This is a genomic window from Rahnella perminowiae (assembly GCF_019049755.1).
GTDB lineage: Bacteria > Pseudomonadota > Gammaproteobacteria > Enterobacterales > Enterobacteriaceae > Rahnella > Rahnella perminowiae.
In genome coordinates this window covers 1-21,046 of record NZ_JAFMOS010000570.1, presented here as the reverse complement: position 1 = coordinate 21,046, position 21,046 = coordinate 1, and the positions used below count along the sequence as shown (strand labels likewise).

General features: G+C 50.3%; 17 protein-coding genes. 10 read left to right on the top strand and 7 right to left on the bottom strand.

What is annotated here, in order from left to right; all coding sequences use genetic code 11:
• Nucleotides 1-134: 134 nt before the first annotated feature.
• Nucleotides 135-680: a cell division protein ZapC gene (locus J1785_RS15500; RefSeq protein ID WP_129952515.1), complete on the top strand. Its 546-nt coding sequence runs from the start codon at nt 135-137 to the stop codon at nt 678-680.
• 139 nt (nt 681-819) lie between these two features.
• Here J1785_RS15500 and J1785_RS15495 read toward each other — a convergent pair whose 3' ends face one another.
• Nucleotides 820-1,923, bottom strand: a complete 1,104-nt coding sequence (locus tag J1785_RS15495; protein WP_129952516.1) for a YcbX family protein — start codon at nt 1,921-1,923, stop codon at nt 820-822.
• Between the two features lie 110 nt (nt 1,924-2,033).
• Here J1785_RS15495 and rlmKL point away from each other — a divergent pair, with 110 nt between their 5' ends.
• The 6 genes from rlmKL to rmf all read left to right on the top strand — a co-directional run bounded on the left by rlmKL (nt 2,034) and on the right by rmf (nt 10,065).
• Nucleotides 2,034-4,154, top strand: a complete 2,121-nt coding sequence (rlmKL, locus tag J1785_RS15490) for a bifunctional 23S rRNA (guanine(2069)-N(7))-methyltransferase RlmK/23S rRNA (guanine(2445)-N(2))-methyltransferase RlmL (protein ID WP_129952517.1) — start codon at nt 2,034-2,036, stop codon at nt 4,152-4,154.
• A 5-nt stretch (nt 4,155-4,159) separates the two neighbouring features.
• Entirely contained in the window at nt 4,160-6,064 is a 1,905-nt protein-coding gene (locus J1785_RS15485; RefSeq protein WP_129991185.1) for an ABC transporter ATP-binding protein, read from the top strand.
• A gap of 81 nt (nt 6,065-6,145) precedes the next feature.
• On the top strand, nt 6,146-7,417 hold the full coding sequence (gene pqiA, locus J1785_RS15480) for a membrane integrity-associated transporter subunit PqiA (RefSeq protein WP_129952519.1): 1,272 nt from the start codon (nt 6,146-6,148) through the stop codon (nt 7,415-7,417).
• Complete coding sequence (pqiB, locus tag J1785_RS15475) at nt 7,404-9,056, top strand: intermembrane transport protein PqiB (RefSeq protein ID WP_129952520.1); 1,653 nt, start codon at nt 7,404-7,406, stop codon at nt 9,054-9,056. Before pqiA ends, pqiB begins: the two co-directional genes overlap by 14 nt.
• Nucleotides 9,056-9,622, top strand: coding sequence for a membrane integrity-associated transporter subunit PqiC (gene pqiC, locus J1785_RS15470; RefSeq protein WP_129952521.1), 567 nt, complete (start codon nt 9,056-9,058; stop codon nt 9,620-9,622). The genes pqiB and pqiC overlap by 1 nt, the downstream gene beginning before the upstream one ends.
• 275 nt (nt 9,623-9,897) lie before the next feature.
• Nucleotides 9,898-10,065, top strand: coding sequence for a ribosome modulation factor (gene rmf, locus J1785_RS15465; RefSeq protein WP_013574871.1), 168 nt, complete (start codon nt 9,898-9,900; stop codon nt 10,063-10,065).
• Nucleotides 10,066-10,213: 148 nt separating this feature from the next.
• Here rmf and fabA read toward each other — a convergent pair whose 3' ends face one another.
• Both fabA and J1785_RS15455 read right to left on the bottom strand, forming a co-directional pair.
• The gene (fabA, locus tag J1785_RS15460; protein ID WP_013574872.1) at nt 10,214-10,732 is read right to left on the bottom strand and encodes a bifunctional 3-hydroxydecanoyl-ACP dehydratase/trans-2-decenoyl-ACP isomerase; all 519 of its coding nucleotides are present in this window, start codon (nt 10,730-10,732) and stop codon (nt 10,214-10,216) included.
• 68 nt (nt 10,733-10,800) lie between these two features.
• Nucleotides 10,801-12,567, bottom strand: coding sequence for an AAA family ATPase (locus J1785_RS15455; protein WP_129952522.1), 1,767 nt, complete (start codon nt 12,565-12,567; stop codon nt 10,801-10,803).
• 210 nt (nt 12,568-12,777) lie between these two features.
• Here J1785_RS15455 and matP point away from each other — a divergent pair, with 210 nt between their 5' ends.
• Entirely contained in the window at nt 12,778-13,239 is a 462-nt protein-coding gene (matP, locus tag J1785_RS15450) for a macrodomain Ter protein MatP (protein WP_129952523.1), read from the top strand.
• A 107-nt stretch (nt 13,240-13,346) separates the two neighbouring features.
• Here matP and ompA read toward each other — a convergent pair whose 3' ends face one another.
• Both ompA and sulA read right to left on the bottom strand, forming a co-directional pair.
• Nucleotides 13,347-14,423, bottom strand: coding sequence for a porin OmpA (gene ompA, locus J1785_RS15445; protein WP_129952524.1), 1,077 nt, complete (start codon nt 14,421-14,423; stop codon nt 13,347-13,349).
• Between the two features lie 357 nt (nt 14,424-14,780).
• The gene (gene sulA, locus J1785_RS15440) at nt 14,781-15,287 is read right to left on the bottom strand and encodes an SOS-induced cell division inhibitor SulA (RefSeq protein ID WP_129952525.1); all 507 of its coding nucleotides are present in this window, start codon (nt 15,285-15,287) and stop codon (nt 14,781-14,783) included.
• 216 nt (nt 15,288-15,503) lie between these two features.
• Here sulA and J1785_RS15435 point away from each other — a divergent pair, with 216 nt between their 5' ends.
• Nucleotides 15,504-16,136 (top strand): TfoX/Sxy family protein, encoded by a 633-nt coding sequence (locus J1785_RS15435; protein WP_129952526.1) that lies wholly within the window; start codon nt 15,504-15,506, stop codon nt 16,134-16,136.
• A gap of 21 nt (nt 16,137-16,157) precedes the next feature.
• On the opposite strand, the gene yccS is transcribed toward J1785_RS15435, so the two are convergent.
• Together yccS and J1785_RS15425 are read right to left on the bottom strand one after the other, a co-directional pair.
• Nucleotides 16,158-18,299 (bottom strand): YccS family putative transporter, encoded by a 2,142-nt coding sequence (gene yccS / locus J1785_RS15430; RefSeq protein WP_129952527.1) that lies wholly within the window; start codon nt 18,297-18,299, stop codon nt 16,158-16,160.
• 44 nt (nt 18,300-18,343) lie between these two features.
• The gene (locus J1785_RS15425; protein WP_129952528.1) at nt 18,344-18,805 is read right to left on the bottom strand and encodes a YccF domain-containing protein; all 462 of its coding nucleotides are present in this window, start codon (nt 18,803-18,805) and stop codon (nt 18,344-18,346) included.
• Between the two features lie 177 nt (nt 18,806-18,982).
• Here J1785_RS15425 and helD point away from each other — a divergent pair, with 177 nt between their 5' ends.
• A complete protein-coding gene (gene helD, locus J1785_RS15420; protein WP_217219777.1) occupies nt 18,983-21,037 on the top strand; it encodes a DNA helicase IV in 2,055 nt (684 codons plus the stop codon).
• Nucleotides 21,038-21,046: the final 9 nt, after the last annotated feature.

Sequence of the window (21,046 nt, the reverse complement as noted above, 5' to 3'; positions counted from 1 at the left end):
TCTATATTTTGTCCACTGACCGTAATTCAGGCTCAGGATTTGTCTGATATCGTTTCAGTACTGAAAAATCTATTCTTACAGATTAGGCGGTAATGAACCCAGACAGAAGGCACGAGGGCAAACAGGATGACGAAATGAAGATTAAACCCGATGATAATTGGCGTTGGTATTTTGATACGCAACATGACCGGCTTATGCTGGATCTCGCCAATGGTATGATTTTCCGTTCCCGTTTCCCCGCTAAAATGCTAACCCCTGATGCCTTTGGAAATATGTCATTTTGTGTCGATGATGCGGCGCTCTATTTTGATTTTGAAGAACAGTGCAAACATATTCGTCTCGCGGCTGAACAACGTGCTGAATTAGTGTTGAATGCTTTAGTCGCTTACCGTTTTTTAAAACCGCTGATGCCAAAGAGCTGGCATTTTAGTCAGCAGATGCGTCCTTTCCAGCCCGCTAACGGTCAGCTTGCTCAGGTGCAGGTGATGGAAAGCGGTGAACAGGCCACGTTGCTGGTAGTGGAATCGGGTGATAATGCCAGTCTGTGCCTGCTGGCGCAGGAGCGACTGACGGTGGCAGGGCGTGGCATGGTGCTGGGTGACGCAATCAAAGTGATGCATGACCGGTTAATGCCAGCGGCATTCCGGGTCGACAGTGATGTCTACGATCAGGCAGTATAAATTACCCTTCATATTTCAAGTTGCAGATGCGTTGGCTGCGCACAGTCACCCGAATCACTTACCTGTGTAAGCTCATCGGGATTCCTTCTCTTGCCGTTTTCCTGTCACCCGACCTATTTTGGGTAATTGCGGAATATTTTTAGCCGAGCACGATATCCGAGGCCGGAATACAGCTGCACGACAATATCGTTCCGTCTTTTCCCACCGCACTCTCTTTCAGCGGCGAGACTTTCCCTGCTTTCAACGTCATTCTGCATGCGCCACAAATTCCGGCACGACAGGAATAGGGGATACGTAATCCTTGTAATTCCAGCTGTTCGAGCAAAATCTGCTGATTATTGCCGGTAAACTGCGTTCCCTGATAATCAATACTGATGTTCTGTGCGGTGGTTTTTGGTGCTTGCACATTTTCAATAACGTCGCCTGCGCTATACGGACGTGGCGGCTTGGTTGCCAGCACCTGAACACTGTCGCCTGTGCGTATCACGCCACCGTTGCGGGCGATCATGTTTTGACCAAAATCCACATCGCCGTCGCTGGCTGTACGGTAGCCCTGCAAGGTTCTCAGGGGTTCGCCACGCGGATGTTTGCGACCTTTTTCAATGCTGACAGTGGTCAGGATACAACGGCTGCATGGTTTCACCAGATCAAAAACAACGTCCCCGATGCGTATCGTCTGCCAGGTGTCTTCGGCATAGGCTGGCGCGTCGCTGACCACGATGTTTGGGCGGAACTGTTCAATCCTGACCCCGCCCGGGCAGCGGTGCTGTAAATCCTGCATCGAGGCTTCATTGATGAGCAAATACGGGAATCCGTCAGCGAACGACAGCGGCACTTCCGGATGTTTTTTCACCCGGCGTGTGGGTTCTTCGCCAACCCAGCGCAACTGTACGTCATGATTTAAATAACCCGTTAACCAGCGATTTACAGGTTCCGGCGCGATGAGTGAGGTAAACTGATTGCCCCAGACTTCTGTCGGCGAACTAACGCCTGCGAAATCTCGAAATTTGACGGTGATACTTTCGCCTTCCGGGGCTGAAATCATCAGACCATCGGGTAATAAAACCGGCGTGAACAGGACCAGATTCGGATACTGGCGGGCTGTAATGAACATGCCTTGCGGATCGGTAATCATGAACTGGCGATCAAACGCCAGACCGGTTGCCGTAACCAGCGAGTGTGAAACCTGCAGGCCACGCATTGATTTGACCGGATGAACAAATAAACGTGAAAGAATGGGCACTGAAGACTGCCTCTCAGCATGTAAAGTCTTATGAACAACCAGAGACTTTATGACAAGAGGCGGGGATTAGCTATAATGCGCAACAATTTTATTTTTGGTGATATGTCGATATGAACTCTTTGTTTGCCAGCACGGCGCGTGGACTGGAAGAACTGTTAAAAAGCGAACTGGAAACGCTGGGTGCGCAAGCCTGCAAAGTTGTGCAGGGAGGGGTGCATTTTGAAGGTGACGATCGCCTGCTATACCGCAGCTTACTTTGGAGCCGTCTGGCTTCGCGCATCCTGTTACCGCTGAACGAATTTAAGGTTCACAGCGATCTGGATCTGTATCTCGGCGTGATGGCGATTGACTGGCCGTCCGTCTTTGGCGTGGAAAAAACCTTCGCCGTGCATTTCAGCGGTCTGAATGACGAAATCCGTAACAGCCAGTACGGCGCATTGAAAGTGAAAGACGCCATCGTCGACAGCTTTACCCGCAAAATGGATGAACGGCCGAATGTGGCGAAACAGCAACCGGATATCCGCGTAAACGTCTTCCTGCAACGTGATACTGCCAGCGTCGCACTGGATCTCAGCGGCGAAGGCCTGCATCAGCGTGGCTACCGTGACCTGACCGGCCAGGCACCGCTGAAAGAAAACCTGGCGGCGGCTATTGTTATGCGTTCCGGCTGGCAGGCAGGTACGCCGATGGTCGATCCGATGTGCGGTTCCGGTACGTTACTGATCGAAGCGGCAATGATCGCTGCCGATCGCGCGCCGGGTTTGCATCGCCAGCACTGGGGGTTTACCGGCTGGAACAAATTTGACGCAGAATTGTGGCGCGAACTGACGGCGGAAGCGCAGGTGCGTACCCGCCGTGCCGTGCAGGAAACGACATCCCGTTTCTTCGGTTCTGATATCGACCGTCGTGTAATCGAAATGGCGCGTGCCAACGCCCGCCGTGCCGGTGTTGCCGAGCTGATTAGCTTCGAAGCGGCAGAAGTCGGGAAACTGGTGAATCCGCTGCCGGAAGGCCCGGCAGGTACCGTAATCAGTAATCCGCCATACGGCGAGCGTCTGGAAAGCGAACCTGCCTTGATTGCGCTGCATAATATGCTTGGCCGCATTATGAAGACTCAGTTCGGTGGCTGGCAGCTGTCGCTGTTCAGTGCGTCACCGGAATTGCTGAGCTGTCTGCAACTGCGTGCTGAACGCCAGTTCAAAGCTAAAAATGGCCCGCTGGAATGTGTGCAGAAAAACTATCAGCTGGCAGAAAACCCGACGGGTGCGGCCGGTACGCAAATGGCGGAAGATTACGCTAACCGCCTGCGTAAGAACGTCAAAAAACTGGAAAAATGGGCCAAACAGCAGGGGATTGAATGTTATCGCCTGTATGACGCCGATTTGCCAGATTACAACGTCGCGGTTGACCGTTACGGCAGCAAAGTTGTGGTGCAGGAGTACGCGCCACCAAAAACCGTCGACGCGCAAAAAGCCCGTCAGCGCTTGTTCGACGTGATAAACGCCACCCTTTCTGTGCTGGATATTTCATCCAGCCAGCTGATCCTGAAAACCCGTGAGCGCCAGAAAGGCACCAGTCAGTATGAAAAACTCGCGCAAAAGGGCGAGTTCCTGCTGGTCGAAGAATTCAACGCTAAACTGTGGGTTAACCTCACGGATTACCTCGATACGGGTTTATTCCTTGATCACCGCATCGCACGTAAAATGTTGGGTGAAATGAGCAAAGGTAAAGATTTCCTTAACCTGTTTGCTTATACCGGCACCGCGAGTGTTCATGCCGGTTTGGGCGGCGCGCGCAGCACAACCACTGTAGATATGTCCCGCACTTATCTGGAATGGGCAGAAAAGAATCTGCGTGCTAACGGTCTGACTGGCCGTCAGCATCGTCTGATCCAGGCGGATTGCCTCTCTTATCTGGGCATGTGTGACGAACAGTTCGATGTGATCTTTATCGATCCACCGACCTTCTCTAACTCGAAACGTATGGCCGACAGTTTTGACGTACAGCGTGATCATCTGGCTCTGATGAAAGATCTGAAACGCATTTTACGTCGCAACGGCACTATTATGTTCTCCAACAACAAGCGCGGTTTCCAGATGGATCTCGAAGGACTGAGTAAACTGGGGCTGAGCGCGAAAGAAATCACCAGCCAAACCCTGTCACAGGATTTTGCCCGTAATCGTCAAATTCATAACTGCTGGCTGCTCTCCCATGCCGGCGAGGAAAAATAAAGTTTATGTCGTTAATTAGTATGTCAGGTGCCTGGCTGTCATTCAGTGACTCGCCGCTGTTGGATAACACCGAATTACACATCGAGCCGAATGAGCGTGTCTGTCTGGTCGGCCGTAACGGCGCCGGTAAATCGACGCTGATGAAAATTCTGAACCGCGAAGTACCGCTTGATGACGGGCGTATCGTGTACGAGCAGGATTTGATTGTGGCGCGTCTGCAACAAGATCCGCCACGCAATGTAGAAGGCACCGTGTTTGATTTCGTCTCAGAAGGCGTATTCGAGCAGGCTGAACATCTGAAGGCGTATCACGCCATTTCGCATCTGGTCGAAACCGACCCGAGCGAAAAGAATATGAATAAACTGGCCCAGGTCATGGAGATCCTTGATCACCAGGGTCTGTGGCAACTGGACAGCCGTATCAACGAAGTGCTGTTGAAACTGGGTCTGGATGCGGATACTGAGCTGAAATCGCTCTCCGGCGGCTGGCTGCGTAAAGCAGCGCTTGGCCGTGCGCTGGTCAGTGCGCCGCATATTTTGTTGCTCGACGAACCCACGAACCACCTGGATATCGAAAGCATTGCGTGGCTGGAAGATTTCCTGAAAGAATTCCAGGGCAGCATTATCTTCATTTCCCATGACCGTTCCTTTATCCGCAATATGGCCACGCGCATTGTCGATCTCGATCGTGGCAAACTGGTGTCTTATCCGGGCAATTATGAAGCCTATCTGCTGGCCAAAGAAGAAGCGTTACGCGTTGAAGAGCTACAGAATGCTGAGTTTGATAAAAAACTGGCGCAGGAAGAAGTGTGGATCCGTCAGGGGATCAAAGCCCGTCGTACCCGCAACGAAGGTCGTGTCCGTGCATTGAAAGCCCTGCGCCGTGAGCGTTCAGAACGCCGCGAAGTGATGGGCACAGCGAAAATGCAGGTGGTCGAAGCCGCAAGTTCCGGCAAGATTGTCTTTGAAATGGAAGACGTTTATTACAGTGTCGCTGGCAAACAACTGGTGAGCAACTTCTCTGCGCAGGTCATGCGCGGTGATAAAATTGCGCTGATTGGCCCGAACGGCTGTGGTAAAACCACATTGCTGAAACTGATGTTAAGTAAGATTCAGGCAGACAGCGGCCGTGTTCACTGTGGCACGAAACTGGAAGTGGCGTATTTCGATCAGCATCGTGCTGAACTTGATCCTGAACGGACCGTGATGGATAACCTGGCTGAAGGTAAGCAGGAAGTGATGGTGAATGGCCGTGCACGCCACGTGCTGGGCTACTTGCAGGACTTCCTGTTCCACCCGAAACGCGCCATGACACCGGTGAAAGCGCTGTCAGGCGGTGAACGTAACCGTCTGCTGCTGGCAAAATTATTCCTGCGCCCAAGTAACCTGTTGATCCTCGATGAACCGACCAACGACCTGGATGTGGAAACCCTCGAGCTCCTGGAAGAGATGATCGACAGCTATCAGGGCACGGTCATGCTGGTGAGCCATGACCGTGAATTCGTGGATAACTCGGCAACAGAATGCTGGATTTATGAAGGCGACGGCGTGATCAACAGCTATGTGGGCGGTTACCATGATGCGCAGCATCAGCGCCGTCACCAGAAGCCAATCCGTCAGGCGGTTGCTACGGAAAATAAACCCGCGGCACAACCTAAGGCAGAACAGGCCAAACGTGTTGCGAATAAGCTCAGCTATAATCAGCAACGTGAACTGGAGCAGTTGCCGTCGCAAATCAGCACGCTGGAAGAAAAAATCAGTGCTTTGCAACAGCAAATGAGCGATGCGAATTTCTTCACCCTTCCTCATGAAGAAACTCAGCAGGTACTTACCGCTTTTGCTGCCGCAGAACTTGAGTTAGAGCAGGCGTTTGAACGTTGGGAAGCGCTGGAAGCACAGAAGAACGCTTAATACTGCATCATGATGGGCAGCCGGACAAAGGGAAGACCGGCTGCCGATATTCGTTGTCTTTTCGCTGTTGAGGAGCTGATAGTGTGTTCTGACGCCCATGCCCATGGCCCGCACATTTTATGCCCCCAATGCGACATGCTGGTGGCAATACCTGGCCTGAACATCGGGCAAAAAGCGGTGTGTCCCCGTTGCCACACTACGCTGACATCCCGCTGGAATGAGCCCCGCAGACGTCCGGTCGGTTACGCCATCAGTGCATTATTCATGCTTTTGCTGGCCAACCTCTTTCCTTTCGTCAATATGAATGTCGCCGGGCTGAGCAGTGAAGTCACTCTGGTGCAAATCCCCCAGGTTCTGGTTTCAGAAGACTACGCCAGTATGGCCTCGTTATTCATGATCGTGGTGCAACTGCTCCCGGCGATCTGCATGCTGTCAATTATCGTGCTTTGTCAGGGCATTAATATTCCGGTTCATTGGAAAGTCAGTATTGCCCGTACATTGTTCCGGCTGAAAAGCTGGTGCATGGTGGAAATTTTCCTTGCCGGCGTGCTGGTCAGTTTTGTGAAACTCATGGCTTATGGCGACGTCGGCGTGGGCACCAGCTTTTATCCTTACGTCCTGTTTTGCCTTCTGCAATTACGTGCCTTTCAGTGCACTGATCGCCTGTGGATGTGGCAGCATATCGAACCAGCCCCGGCGGTCATTCAGCCAGTGCGCGTTGGCGAAAGCGGGCTGCGTCAGGGGCTGCGATCCTGTCATTGTTGTATGGCGATTTTACCGGTTGATCAGAAAGAATGTGATCGCTGTAAAACCCGTGGATATGCACGGCGTAAAAATAGTCTGCAGTGGACAATGGCACTGCTGGTGACCTCTGTTTTGCTCTATATTCCGGCAAATCTGCTGCCTATCATGATCACTCAGGTACTGGGTAATCCGATGCCGTCTACGATTATGGCCGGTGTGGTGCTCTTATGGAGTGATGGTTCCTATCCCGTGGCGCTGGTGATTTTGATCGCCAGTATTATGGTGCCCACGCTCAAAATGATCGCTATTGCCTGGCTATGCTGGGATGCGAACAGTAATAAAGAGATCGACAGGGAACGATTGCATGTCATTTACGAGGTGGTGGAGTTCGTTGGCCGCTGGTCAATGATCGACGTGTTTGTTATTGCGGTACTGGCGGCGCTGGTGAGAATGGGGCAACTGATGAGTATTTACCCCGATATTGGCGCGCTGCTTTTCGCCAGTGTAGTTATTCTCACCATGTTTGCCGCAACGACATTTGACCCAAGGCTCATTTGGGATCGTGCTGGAATGAAGTCTACAAAGGAGCCACAAGATGGCAGGAAATAACATGGCAGAGCACGACGGAACTGCCAAGGTAGAAAAAATTAAACGCTGGTCGCCGGTGTGGATCGTACCGATCGTCACTGCGCTGATTGGTGCGTGGATCCTGTTTTATCATTACAGCCATCAGGGCCCGGAAGTCACACTGATCACCACCACCGCTGAAGGCATCGAAGGTGGCAAAACTACCATCAAAAGCCGTAACGTTGATGTCGGTAAAGTAGAATCGGTAACGCTGAGCGATGATTTACAACAAGTCATCATTAAAGCGCGGCTGAATACCGGTATGGAAAAAATGCTGCGTGAAGACTCTGTCTTCTGGGTAGTGAAACCGCAGATAGGGCGCGAAGGCATTTCCGGACTGGGCACGTTATTATCCGGCGCTTATATCCAGTTGCAGCCAGGTAACAAAGGTGGAGAAAAAACAGAATATAAACTGGATGATTCACCGCCGCTGGCTTCGCCGGATGCGAAAGGGATCCGCGTGATCCTGGAAAGCGAACGTTCAGGCCAACTGAATCCCGGTGACCCGGTGCTGTTCCGGGGGTTCCAGGTTGGTACAGTGGAAACCAGCCATTTTGATCCGAAAGCACGTAACATTAAATACCAGCTTTTCATCCGTGCGCCTTACGACACACTGGTGACTGACAATGTCCGTTTCTGGAAAGACAGCGGCGTAAACTTTGACATGTCTGCCGCCGGCATGCGTGTCGAAATGGGCTCCCTGACGACCTTATTCAGCGGCGGCGTCAGCTTTGATATTCCAAATGGCTGGACGCAGGGCAATGAAGCCAAAGATGGCGACAATTATAAGCTCTTCGATGATCAAAAAAGCATTCAGGAATCACTGTATACCCGTCACATGGATTACGTGATGTTCTTCTCAGATTCTGTTCGTGGTCTGCAACCCGGCGCACCGGTTGAATTCCGCGGTATTCGTCTGGGGACGGTGGCCGAAGTGCCTTATCCGATGAATGTTCTTAACCAGCAGATGTCGGATGATTACCGTATTCCGGTGCTGATCCGCATTGAGCCAGATCGCTTTGCTCAACTGTTGGGCAGTAATTTCAATATTGAAGATCATATCCGTGACGGTATTGCGCATGGCCTGCGTGGCTCAATGAAATCCGCCAACCTGTTAACGGGGGCGATGTATATCGATCTGGATTTCTATCCGAATGAGAAACCGTGGAAAGGGCCGCTGGAAATCGCCGGGAATAAATTATTGCCGACCGTGAGCGGAGGCTTTGCGCAGATTCAGCAGAAGCTGATGACCACGCTCGATAAGATCAATAATCTGCCAATCGAACCGATGATGCGTGAAGCGACAAGTACGCTGGCGGAAAGTCAGAGAACAATGAAGGCAACGCAAAAAACGATTGAATCTCTGAACGCGATTGTCAGCAGTAAAGAAATGAAAAATCTGCCACAGGATATGCAGCAGACACTTATCCAGCTGAACCGCAGCCTGAAAGGCTTCCAGCCAGGTTCACCGGCGTACGGCAATCTGGTCGGTGATATGCAGAGCCTGGATAAAACTCTGCGTGAGCTGCAACCGGTATTGAAAACGCTGAACCAGAAAAGTAATGCACTGATTTTCGCCGCCCCAGGGCAAGATGATCCTCAGCCGAAGAAGGCCAAATAATGATGAAATGGATACCTGTCGTCTTAGCATTATTCCTGACTGCCTGTAGCAGCAGTGATCAGAAAACTTACTACCAGTTGCCCGTGCTAAACAGCACTGCGACAACCGGCAGCGCGATGTCAACGGGCGCCGTACAACGGCACCTGTGGGTTGAGCGGGTGAGTGTTGCTGATTATCTTGCAGGTTCCGGGCTGGTGTATCAGACCAATGATGTGCAGTACACACTGACCCAGAATAATCTCTGGGCCAGTCCGCTGGATCAACAGCTTCACCAGGCGCTGGTTACCTATTTACGCCGTGACTTGCCGGGCTCGCTGGTTTCCTCACAGGCGGCCAATACCGATGATCAGGATGTACTGAATGTTAATGTGACCGGTTTCCATGGTCGTTACGATGGGATTGTCGTGGTCAGCGGTAGCTGGAGCCTGACACGAGACGGCCAGGTCATTCAGCGTGATTTCGCCCTGAATCTCAGGCAAACCGAAGATGGATATGATGCACTGGTCAGAACGCTGGCAGCGGGGTGGCAGCAAGAAGCGGGCCAGATCGCCGCGCAAATAAGATGACGTTTTTTTAAACTTAATATTTTTTAAGCTAAACGTAAAAAATCCCGGTTTCTGATTTAACAGAGGCCGGGATTTTTTTATGGTGATCAGCCAGATGGGAAACCGACCGGCACGATTAGCTCGCGCGCAATCCAATAATATAGCTCACCAATGTGACATTGGCGTGAATTTTGCGCATTGACCTCCCTACATAATGCAGCTATTTGTTAGATGTGGACGCAGAAGCGGACCACTGTTTTCTTTCCACCTGACCTGAATAATGAGGGATACAAGGCATGAAGAGACAAAAACGCGATCGCCTGGAACGGGCACAATCACGTGGATATCAAGCAGGTATTGGCGGGCGCTCAAAAGAGATTTGTCCGTACCAATCGTTAGATGCCCGATCACATTGGCTCGGGGGTTGGCGACAAGCCATGGAGGACAGGGCTGTTACCGCTTAAGCGACTCCCCTGTCAGAATAAGGAATAACCTCCGCTGCGCGCGGAGGTTTTTGTTTCTGCGAAAAATAAAGGTTTTTCATCTTTGCGACAGACGTAAAAAAGGCGAGCCCTGAGGCTCACCCTTTCTTCAGACGTTGTATCGGACTTTTTAGAAAGCCGCAGCGTCTTTGAACAAACCCACTTTGAGGTCAGTTGCGGTATAAATCACAACGCCGTCAACCAGCACTTCACCATCAGCGACGCCCATGATCAGTTTACGGTTGATAACACGTTTGAAATTGAGGCGGTAGGTGACCAGTTTTGCCGTTGGCAGAACCTGACCCGTGAATTTAACTTCACCCACACCCAATGCGCGGCCTTTGCCTTCACCACCGAGCCAGCCCAGATAGAATCCGACCAACTGCCACATGGCGTCCAGACCCAGACAACCCGGCATTACCGGGTCGCCGATAAAGTGACAACCAAAGAACCACAGATCAGGGTTGATATCTAATTCAGCTTCAACATAGCCTTTGCCATGGGTGCCGCCGTCTTCTTGCATCTTTACGATACGATCCATCATCAGCATATTGCCTGATGGTAATGGAGGGCCGCCAGCACCGAACAGTTCACTGCGGCCAGAAGCTACGAGGTCTTCTTTCGTATAGGAATCGCGTTTATCTACCATGTTCTCTGTAAGCCTTATTTTGATGAAGGGCGAAGTTTAGCGAACAGCTGTAAGCTGAACAACTCCGATCAGCTGCGGTTGAACCAGTTCAACCAGCGAAGAGGCCACGGATAACGCGGGCTGCCTTGCGATGTTACCAGCGCAATACGCTGCTGAATTAATCCCAGCAGACTCGGACGCTCTTCTTCAGCTTCTTCTTCGTTTGTGTAAATCAATCCGGTCAGGATAGGCAGCGCTTCGGCTGCGTTATCAACTGCCCATAAGTGAAACTGGCCTTCGCGAACGGCGTCCAGAACCTGCGGATGCAGACAAAGGTTGCGCACGTTGCTGGTTGGCAGAATGACCCCTTGCTTGCCGGTCAAACCGCGACGCTGACAAACTTCGAAGAAACCTTCGATCTTCTCGTTTACGCCACCAATAGGTTGCACATTCCCAAACTGATCGACTGAGCCCGTGACCGCAATTTGCTGGCTGATCGGCTGCATCGACAACGCACTGATGAGTGCGCACAGTTCAGCAAGGGAAGCGCTGTCGCCGTCCACTTCTCCGTAGGATTGTTCAAAGACAATTGATGCGGAGAAGGGCAGAGGCTGGTCGAGTTCTAACTCGGAAATCAGAAAGGCCTGCATAATCATCATGCCTTTAGCATGCAAATTACCGCCTAACTCGGCTTTACGTTCAACGTCGGTAAATTCACCGTCGCCGGTGTGTACGACACAACTAATTCGGGAAGGTTCACCCAGCGCACGTGGATGCCCCGGATATTCCAGCACTGACAGACCGTTAATCTGTCCGACAACTTCACCTTCTGTTTCAATGCGAATTTGTCCAAGCTCGATTTCATCCTGCATACGTTCCTGCAGATAACTCTCACGCCATGCACGGGCATTGGACGCCGCTTCAAGAGACTTGACGCTCAGCAACTCATCTTCATTATAGAGCGCCGCCTCGCTCAGCTGCGCATTCAGCCATACCGGATCGAGGGTCAGACTGCCCTGATCGGTGCTGTGGCGAATAGCCATCTTCAGAAATTCGGGCCATGCATCGGCGGCCAGACGTGGGATCTCAAGCTCATCGGCCAGTGTATTGATATAACCACACCAGGTTTCCATATCGCTTTCTTCCGTCAGCGGCAGGTCGGCTTCGAATTCACCATAAATAGCAGAATCCACCAACTCAGGCTCCATCTCACTGAGATCGCCAAGCGATAAACGGTCACCAACCAGAATCAGGCGGATATCCAACGGCATCGGAGGAACTGTAACAGGCAAAGGTGTGGTCTCATCCGGTGAGACCCAATGATATTGACCTTCGGTGATCATCTGTTTCAGACGTAACCACATCAGAGGTTGTGCAATGAGGGTACGGATGGAAAGCACCAGCACACCGCCATTGACCTGATGTACTAATCCCGGCTCAAGCTGGATCTGGTCTTTATAAATACGTACGCACCCGAACAGCTGTTCAGGCTCGATCCATTCACGATACAGGCAGGTCGATTTCGCTGCGAATGCATCTTCAGCAGATTTCGCTGCCAGCAGCGTGACCTTATTGCCTTCAATATGATAACGGTTACCCGTGACTTCAGCCGTTTCAGGCATTAAGTCGCTGACTACCTGCGCAATACGTGACAAGTATTCGCGATTTTCCTGCGCCTTGAGCGTCATAAAACGCGGGCGTGAGCGGGGGTGACAAAACAGGGTTAAACCATTTTCCAGCCGAGGCTGAGTTCCTGCGAAATCTACAGGGGCTAACTGGGCAGCCGTTGCAAAGATTGCCTCGTAAGGCGCGGAGTCGGGCAGTAAAAGCTGCCAGTCAAGTCGGTTATTGGTCAATGTGTTAGCTGTTTTCTATAAAAAGGGAAAGTGCGATTATACAAGAATAAATCCGGCTGCATACAATGAGAGTCGTAGCGGAATTGGTCTTAGTGCACATTGCTGTACGGGTGGGCAAAAAACAATCAAAATAAGCGTCTTTATTTGGGGTGAAAATTGAATTAAAGCTGTTATGCTTAGTAAAGTTACGTGGTCACCGAAGAGTTCACGATGAAATATCAGCAACTGGAAAATCTCGAAAGCGGTTGGAAATGGAAGTACCTGGTGAAAAAACACCGCGAAGGTGAGCGGATCACCCGCCATTTGGAAAACAGCGCTGCCCAGGAATCCGTGAATCAACTTCTCAGCCTGGAAAACGAGCCGGTCAAAGTATCCGACTGGATTGTGAATAATATGCACCCGGCTTTGGAAAACCGTCTTAAGCAAACTATCCGTGCCCGCCGTAAGCGGCATTTCAATGCCGAGCATCAGCACACGCGTAAAAAATCCATCGATTTAGAATTTCTCGTCTGGCAGCGTTTAGCGGGACTGGCGCAACGCCGTGGTGCAACACTTTCTGACACCATCATTCAGCTTCTTGAAGATGCTGAGCGTAAAGAGAAATATGCGAATCAGATGTCTTCACTGAAAGAAGATTTAGAACAAATCCTTGGCAAGAAAGATTTCGGATAAATTTGGTTTCTTGCCTCAGTGAGTCATCTGTTTTGCCTGACTGAAGACATAAAAAAACACCGCCAAAGCGGGGTTTTCAGTATCTGTAGTAAAGCTAAAGAGTGTTATTAAGCCTGTGGCTGAGTAACAGTATCTTTGTAGCCTTTAACTTCGATTTCTACACGACGGTCTGGTGCCAGGCAGTCGATCAGAGCAGCACGGCCTTTAACGGTGTCACAGGTAGAACCAGTAACCGGGTTAGATTTACCCTGGCCTTGTGCAGAGATCTTGTTAGCAGGGATACCTTTAGATACCAGGTAATCTACTACGCTCTGAGCACGTTGCTCAGACAGTTTCTGGTTGTATTGTTCTGAACCGATACGGTCGGTGTAACCCAGAACGATAACAGAACCGTCTTTAGGATCGATGGAGCTCAACTGGCTGTACAGCTGATCCAGAGCCTGTTGGCCTTCTGGTTTCAGAGTCGCTTTGTTGAAGTTGAAGAGAACGTCAGATTTCAGAGTGAATTTCTTAGTCTCTACAACTGGAGCCGGAGCTGGTGCTGGAGCAACAACTGGAGCAGCTGCTTCATCTTGACCGAAACGGTAAGAAACACCAACAGACAGCATTGCGTTATCAGGACGTGCACCAACGGTAGCCGCGTCACCAATGTTGTTAACCCACTGGTAATCCAGACGGGTAGCCCAGTTTTTGGTTACTGCGTATTCAAGGCCTACGGCTGCCAATGGAGAAACACCTGTGTCATGATCACTTACGCGACCATTAGCACCGTTGTTGAAGTTACCATTAGCGTCTGCACGCCAAACCATACCACCCAGACGGGTGTACAGGTCCAGATCGTCAGTCAGCGGGTAGCTCAGTTTAGCAGCCAGCTGAACGCCTTGTGCTTTGAACGCGCCGTTATTTACGCTGCCTTTGTAAGGCATACGGCCAAGCCAGTCATATCCCATTTCAAAGCCCAGGTATTGGTTTGCTTGGTAACCCAAGAACGCACCTGCACCCAGTTGGCTATCGTGGGTAGGGCCGTTGCCGATACCGTTGTAAGCATTTGCGAAACCAGTGTCATGGTATTGGGACCAGCCCAATTTACCACCGGTATACCAGGTGTTATCTTTAGGGGCGGCTTGCGCTACGGTAGCGAAACCTGCCAGTGCCACTGCTAATGCGATAGCTGTCTTTTTCATTTTGCGCCTCGTTATCATCCAAATAGGCAATTGAGCTTTAAGCTTTTTAAGCCCTTGGTTAAAATCCTTACGCCAAGATTATTGCTTCATTTCAGAACTTGCCACTTTACGTTGGCATTATCGAGCAACCTTGGCGTTGTAAAGTCTACAACGTGGCGCGAAACTTACAAGCTTGATGTGTTAACACCGTGGAAAAAAAGGGAAAAACGGACATATTTCTTAACGGCTTTGGCAATTTACTGACAAATTCTGGCAATTATCTGCATTCTGGAAGCCCGTTTTTACTGGCTTGCCGCCATTATTCAGCACAAATCACTAAGTTCCGCATTATTTTCATAGGAAGATTCCTATTTTGAACTAATGGTATACGGAAGAGTGAATTTTTACTGTCGAATGATGTCCACAAGGTGAATTCTGCTCATTTGTGGGTTTCATTATGAAGCCATAAGCCCCTCCCTGACGGGCTGCAATTTGCAACCTTTCCCTCTCAGCATCATTCAAATCCGGAAGCCATCCCAACACGACACTGTAGTTTCCCGTCTGCAATGCTTTCTCCATCGCATCTACCGTCGACATTGCCGTAATTTGATTGACTTGCACCATTTTATCCACCGGCAGGCCAGACTGCGTTAACCAATGGCGGCTCAGTTTTTGCTGAGGTGTGAGCCATAACAACCAGCGGGACTGCATACCTAAGTGTTGCAGTAAGGGCAGCAGTAACTGTGCAAAAGCTGGTTGGCTCGCACTATAGACGAACTCAGTGATCAGACCATTATTCAGAGATGCAGAAGTATTTACCTGTGACGGAGTGACGGGCAAAGCAAGCTGACTAAAATGATGATTTGTACGGTGTTGAGTTCGCATAAGGATGTGTCCCAGTGAGTTACTGTATGCATGTACAGTACTCTGGCGGTGAGCAAAGATCAACCCAATTTTTCCAAGATATCTCGCAAATTTTGAAGGCAACGAGCTGTAACGACATTTTATGTTTGTTGCGGTACATAAGATTGCGTATTTTGCTTTTAGCTGTTTTGGTAACTCAAAATGGAAGCAAGGAATTAACGTGAAAAGGATAACGCAATGATAAACAAATCAAAAAAAAGAGTGATTGAGTGTCTGGAAATTTTTGCCCCGTTGGGCAATATTCGTTCCCGCACCCAGTTTGGAGGGATGAGCTTGTCCGCTGACCGCGTCATGTTCGCCCTTGTCTCTGATGGTGAACTCTATCTGCGAGCGACCGGCGAAACTGAAGTGCATTTTTGCCGCAAGAAGATGGAGAGGCTGATCTACCGCAAGCGGGGCATGGATGTGCAACTGCGTTATTTCAAAGTGAATGCCCGGCAATGGAGTGACCCTCAGGCGCTATGCGAGCTGGGCAGATTATCGTTGCAAGGCATGCTGCGGGATATCGAGTTGAAAAAAAACAGCGAAGCCGCCCGCCTGAAAGATTTACCCAATCTCTCGCTGGCGCTGGAAAGGATGCTCTGGCAAGTCGGCATTGAAAACTCGGGGGATTTGCGGTTACAGGGGGCCTGCCATACCTATCTCAAACTGTGTGCCATTAAAAAAAAGAATCTCGGGATTAACTTACTGATGGCATTGGAAGGGGCAATTTTGGGCTTTCATGAAGCCGCCTTGCCGATGGCATCCAGGGAGTTATTAACTCACTGGTTTAACCATCACCAAGAGCAGCTATCAAGGGCGATTCACTAAATTTGCTTACGTTGTCTGCAGCTAGAGCTGATTCTGTACCGGCAGGATTTTAGTATTAAGACTGGTGAGTTCAGGCAAATGAGCCACCAGTAATCCAATTTGCTGAAGCACGAGTTGCTCTTTACTGTCGATATCAGTGGTTCGTAACTGAATACGTGCAGTCAGTTGTCCGAGCGCATTTTGAATGCGTTCTGCTTCAGAAGGCAGATGATGCAAGGCCCCGTCAACACAGCATACTGCATCATCCAGCAACCTCAGGGTTTCCGCATCATTGAGTTTCTCGCGATGGGCCCCTAGCGCTGAAATGTAACTTAGCATCGTATGATTAAGACATAACAGGCGAAACGCCGCTTCGAGGGTCGCCGGATCGTTATTCCTCTCAGAACTCATATTCGAGACAACAGATGCCAGTTCGGCATCGCAATTATGCGCATCACGACGAGCCAGACGGTAGTCGAGACTGTTGTCTTTCCCCTGATGGTATTGCACCAGAATGGCATCAAGGTAACGGCAGTTAGCATCGAACGTTTTGCTGACCACCTTATCCAGTTGTCTGAATTTCCAGTCGGGCCATATAAAGGTCACTGCCGCCCAGGCGATACCGCAACCAATCAATGTATCGATAATTCGCGGGATAGCGATTTCAAACCCTTCGCCCAGCAAATTAAAGCATAACAACACCAAAAGGGTGATGAACATCGTGGCCTGCGCGTACTGCACTGTGCGGAACGCAAAGAACAATAATCCGCTGATGACGATCAGAATCATTTGCCCGTCAACGGAGGGAACGAAATATAGGATAGGGATCCCGAGTGCAATGCCGGCCAGCGTGCCGATTATTCTCAGCGCTAATCTCCGGCGGGTCGCACTGTAGTTTGGCTGACAGACAAAAAGGCTGGTGAGCAAAATCCAATAGCCGTGATTTAAGCCGCTGACCTGAATGAAAACATATCCCACAAAGAGCACCACAGACATACGGATTGCATGGCGGAATAACACTGACTGCGGTGTGAAATGGCGGGAAATGCGTAGCCAGATATCGTCAAGGCCCGTCAGACGGTCTTCCGCAAACGGACTTTTACCGGTCTGGTTTTCAGGCAGAGACTGCTCCGACTCGATATTTGCCAGTTGCGCGTCAATTGCATGCAGATTACGTAAAAGATGGCGCAGCGCCTGCAACGTCTCACGGTGTTCGTTGTGAGACTCCAGACGTTTGAGTGCTTCTTCCAGCCGTGAAAACGCCCGTTCAAACTGGCTGTTATGGGTATATTGCTGGCGATAAAGAATACATTGCGACAGTTGTAAACAGGCCCGTGCCTGCATGCTCATCAGGCGCTGAAAGCGGAACAGAATATCACTGTGATGGAATTGTTCACTGAGCTTGAGGTATTGCACGTGAGACGAACTGGCACGCTCATGAATATCCTGAACCACGAAATAATAATGTAATGTCCGGCGCGTTCCTTTCTGCCCGCGATCACCCTTCAGCCGGGTCTGTAGCGTATTTTTCGTTTGATTTAGTGTGGAGACCAGCTGACCGTTGGCCATAGCCAGCTCAACAAGTTGCTGGTTGTTATCTTCCTGATCGGGATCAAACAGAGTGGCTTTGGCTTCAAGATAAGCCGCCAGTTGCGTGAAACAACGCGAAATCTGATCCTGTAACGGGCGGATGGGGAAAATAATATGGCCAGCCAGCGTCAGCAGGTTATACCAGATGGCACCTGCAAGCAGGATCAGCGGTTGCTGATACCAAATATGATACATGCTGGTACCGAGCATCGTATAAATGGCGATCAGTAACGCGCCGAAGGCAATGGTGGCATACCGCTGTCCCAGTGCGCCCAGCAGGATGAATCCACAGGTTGAAATCATCAACCCTGGTGCAAAAAGCCATGGATAAGGGAAAAGTAATTCTATTGATGCTGAGGCAATGAAAAAACAGATAAGGGTAATCAGCAAATTGCGCAGACGGCCGGCGAGACGATCATCAAGGTCCGCAAGAGCCGCTGCAACCACGCCGAGTGTCAGGGGAATTGTCAGCGTGATCTGACCCAACCACCACGGCAATGCTGCAGCGCCAGTCAACGCAATGAAAATCCTGATGTGATAAAGAACATTGCTGTTATAGGCATAACGCCGTAAACCCGGTGCAATAGAAAGCACGAAAAAACCCCACCTTAAAATTCAAAAATGATGAAACATCACAATCAGCGGATGCGTCCGTTTTCTCTCAGACGGCTTGCATTCGCTTCACGAACCTGTTTTGCCAGTTCGACGGAAACGACCCGGCGTCCTACCGGCCACAGTGCAATGGCAGCGATTTTAAAGTTTGCAATGCCCACCGGAATACCAATTATGCTGATACATTGCGCAATACCGACAACGATATGCGACACGCATAACCACCAGCCGAAAAATATAAACCAGAAGATATTCAACAGGGTACCCCCGCCGGACAGCAACACGTTACGTTTTTCCGGATACAGTTCATCGACATGCACGGCTTCATTGCCAAAGGGCAGCAATGAAAGACGGGTGATTTCCCAGCAAGATCGGGTCAGTGGCAGGGTAAAAATCAGCACAATACTGACCAGCGTAGCAAGCAGCCATGAAAGCGTGGTGAAAAAACCACCTAAAAAAAAGTTAAGAATATTGAGCACAGTACGCATGGCAACTCTTCCCGCAGAAATTAAAAAACTGATAAATTTCATGTTCACTTAATGTAAACACACCTCTTATTCTACTCTGTTTTGCAGTGTGGATCGCCTGCGCTTATCAAAGGTAAACTCTTAAATGCGCTTGCATGTAAGATATCAGGAATTAAAGAGAGAACACGGTGTGATGATATGGAATTGAAATCGACCTCATTCGGGAAACATCTGGCGCAGCATCCTTATAACCGGGTGCGACTGCTTAATGCAGGTGTGGAAGTCAGCGGCGATAAGCATCATTACCTGATCCCTTTTAACCAGCTTATCCGCATCCGTTGCAAACGCGGTATCGTCTGGGGAGAGCTCGAATTTGAATTACCGGAGCAGAAAGTGGTCCGGTTACACGGCACTGAATGGCAGGAAACACAGCGGTTTTATCATTACCTTCTCAATATATGGCAAACCTGGAGCCTCGAGATGAGCGAGGTCAGCGCCGGGGTATTGCACGAGCAGGTTAAAAAAATTACGCAGATTGAACAGCAAGACAAATGGTTCAAACGTGTTGACCTGGCTGATGTGCAAAAAGACATTGCTGAAGCATTTTCTGCCATTCCGGTGCCGGTTGAACGTCTTACTGAATTTGATAACTGTCGGGAAGACTATCAGATCTGTCTGCGCTGGCTTGAGCAGGGTAAACGCAGTGTCGACCAGCGTAATCTGGCATGGACGGACAGAGTGATTGCTGATAACCGTGACTTTTTTGATACCGTTGAAGTGTCGCCGCTCAATGACAGCCAGTGCCGCGCAGTGGTGAACGGTGAAGATGCGGTGCTGGTACTGGCCGGGGCTGGCAGTGGTAAAACGTCGGTGCTGGTGGCGCGTGCTGGCTGGTTGTTGCGCCGTCAGGAAGCGCAGCCTGAACAAATTTTATTGTTGGCTTTCGGTCGTCAGGCGGCGGATGAAATGAACGGGCGTATTAAAGAGCGTCTGCATACTGAAGGCATCAAGGCGAAGACGTTCCATGCGCTTGCTTTGCAGATTATCCAGGAAGGAAGTAAGAAAACGCCCAAAATCAGTAAACTTGAAACCGACCCGAAAGCCCGGCGTAGCTTACTGATTAAGACATGGCAACAGCAGTGCGCAGAGAAAAAAGTGCAGGCCAGCGGCTGGCGGCAATGGATGACCGATGAACTGCAGTGGACGGTTCCTGACGGTGATTACTGGAAAAATAAATCTCTGGCGGAGCGTCTCGCAAGTCGCCTTGAGCGCTGGCTGAGCCTGATGCGTATGCACGGTGGCAGTCAGGCTGAAATGATCGAAAGCGCACCAGAAGAAGTCAAAGACCTGTTCACCAGGCGTATTCGCCTGATGGCGCCGCTGATGAAAGCCTGGAAAACCGCGCTGAAAGAAGAGGGCGCAGTGGATTTTTCGGGGCTTATCCATCAGGCGGTCAATATTCTGGATAAAGGGCGTTTTGTCAGTCCGTGGAAGCATATTCTGGTTGATGAATTCCAGGACATATCTCCTCAACGTGCTCTGCTGCTCTCTGCCTTGCGTAAACTTAACAAGCGTACCAGTTTGTTTGCCGTGGGGGACGACTGGCAGGCGATTTACCGTTTCAGCGGTGCTGAACTGACGCTGACCACCGCGTTTGCGGACAATTTTGGTGAAGGAGCGCAATGTGCGCTGGACACCACTTACCGGTTCAATGATCGCATCGGTGAAATCGCCAATAAGTTTGTGCAGCAAAACCCTAATCAGCTGAAGAAGCCGCTGAACAGTCTGACCAAAGGCAACAAGAAGAATGTCGTGATCCTGCCTGAGGACCAGATGGAGAAATTGCTGGATAAACTCAGCGGTTATGTCACCGCCGATGAACAGATTCTGGTGCTGGCACGTTATCATCATCTTCGCCCGCAAATTCTGGAGAAAGCCTCGACCCGCTGGCCAAAGCTTAATCTTGATTTTATGACGATTCACGCCAGTAAAGGACAACAGGCTGAATACGTCATTATCGTCGGATTGCACGAAGGCAATGACGGTTTCCCAGCGCCCGCACGAGAATCTTTACTGGAAGAGGTATTATTGCCTGAACCTGAAAATTTCCCGGATGCAGAGGAGCGGCGTTTATTGTATGTGGCGATGACGCGTGCGAAGCATCAGGTCTGGTTACTGCAGGATAAAGAACGTCCTTCTGTTTTTGTCGAACAGCTCGAAGATATCGGCGTGCCGGTCCAGCGAAAACCGTAATTCATATAC

Bases quoted from the DNA above. Each gene is read 5' to 3' on its own strand.
- J1785_RS15425 (WP_129952528.1), bottom strand. From the start codon at position 18,805: ATGCGTACTGTGCTCAATATTCTTAACTTTTTTTTAGGTGGTTTTTTC.
- rlmKL (WP_129952517.1), top strand. From the start codon at position 2,034: ATGAACTCTTTGTTTGCCAGCACGGCGCGTGGACTGGAAGAACTGTTA.
- rmf (WP_013574871.1), top strand. From the start codon at position 9,898: ATGAAGAGACAAAAACGCGATCGCCTGGAACGGGCACAATCACGTGGA.
- J1785_RS15435 (WP_129952526.1), top strand. From the start codon at position 15,504: ATGATAAACAAATCAAAAAAAAGAGTGATTGAGTGTCTGGAAATTTTT.
- pqiB (WP_129952520.1), top strand. From the start codon at position 7,404: ATGGCAGGAAATAACATGGCAGAGCACGACGGAACTGCCAAGGTAGAA.
- sulA (WP_129952525.1), bottom strand. From the start codon at position 15,287: ATGCGAACTCAACACCGTACAAATCATCATTTTAGTCAGCTTGCTTTG.
- ompA (WP_129952524.1), bottom strand. From the start codon at position 14,423: ATGAAAAAGACAGCTATCGCATTAGCAGTGGCACTGGCAGGTTTCGCT.
- fabA (WP_013574872.1), bottom strand. From the start codon at position 10,732: ATGGTAGATAAACGCGATTCCTATACGAAAGAAGACCTCGTAGCTTCT.
- J1785_RS15500 (WP_129952515.1), top strand. From the start codon at position 135: ATGAAGATTAAACCCGATGATAATTGGCGTTGGTATTTTGATACGCAA.
- helD (WP_217219777.1), top strand. From the start codon at position 18,983: ATGGAATTGAAATCGACCTCATTCGGGAAACATCTGGCGCAGCATCCT.
- matP (WP_129952523.1), top strand. From the start codon at position 12,778: ATGAAATATCAGCAACTGGAAAATCTCGAAAGCGGTTGGAAATGGAAG.
- pqiC (WP_129952521.1), top strand. From the start codon at position 9,056: ATGATGAAATGGATACCTGTCGTCTTAGCATTATTCCTGACTGCCTGT.
- J1785_RS15485 (WP_129991185.1), top strand. From the start codon at position 4,160: ATGTCGTTAATTAGTATGTCAGGTGCCTGGCTGTCATTCAGTGACTCG.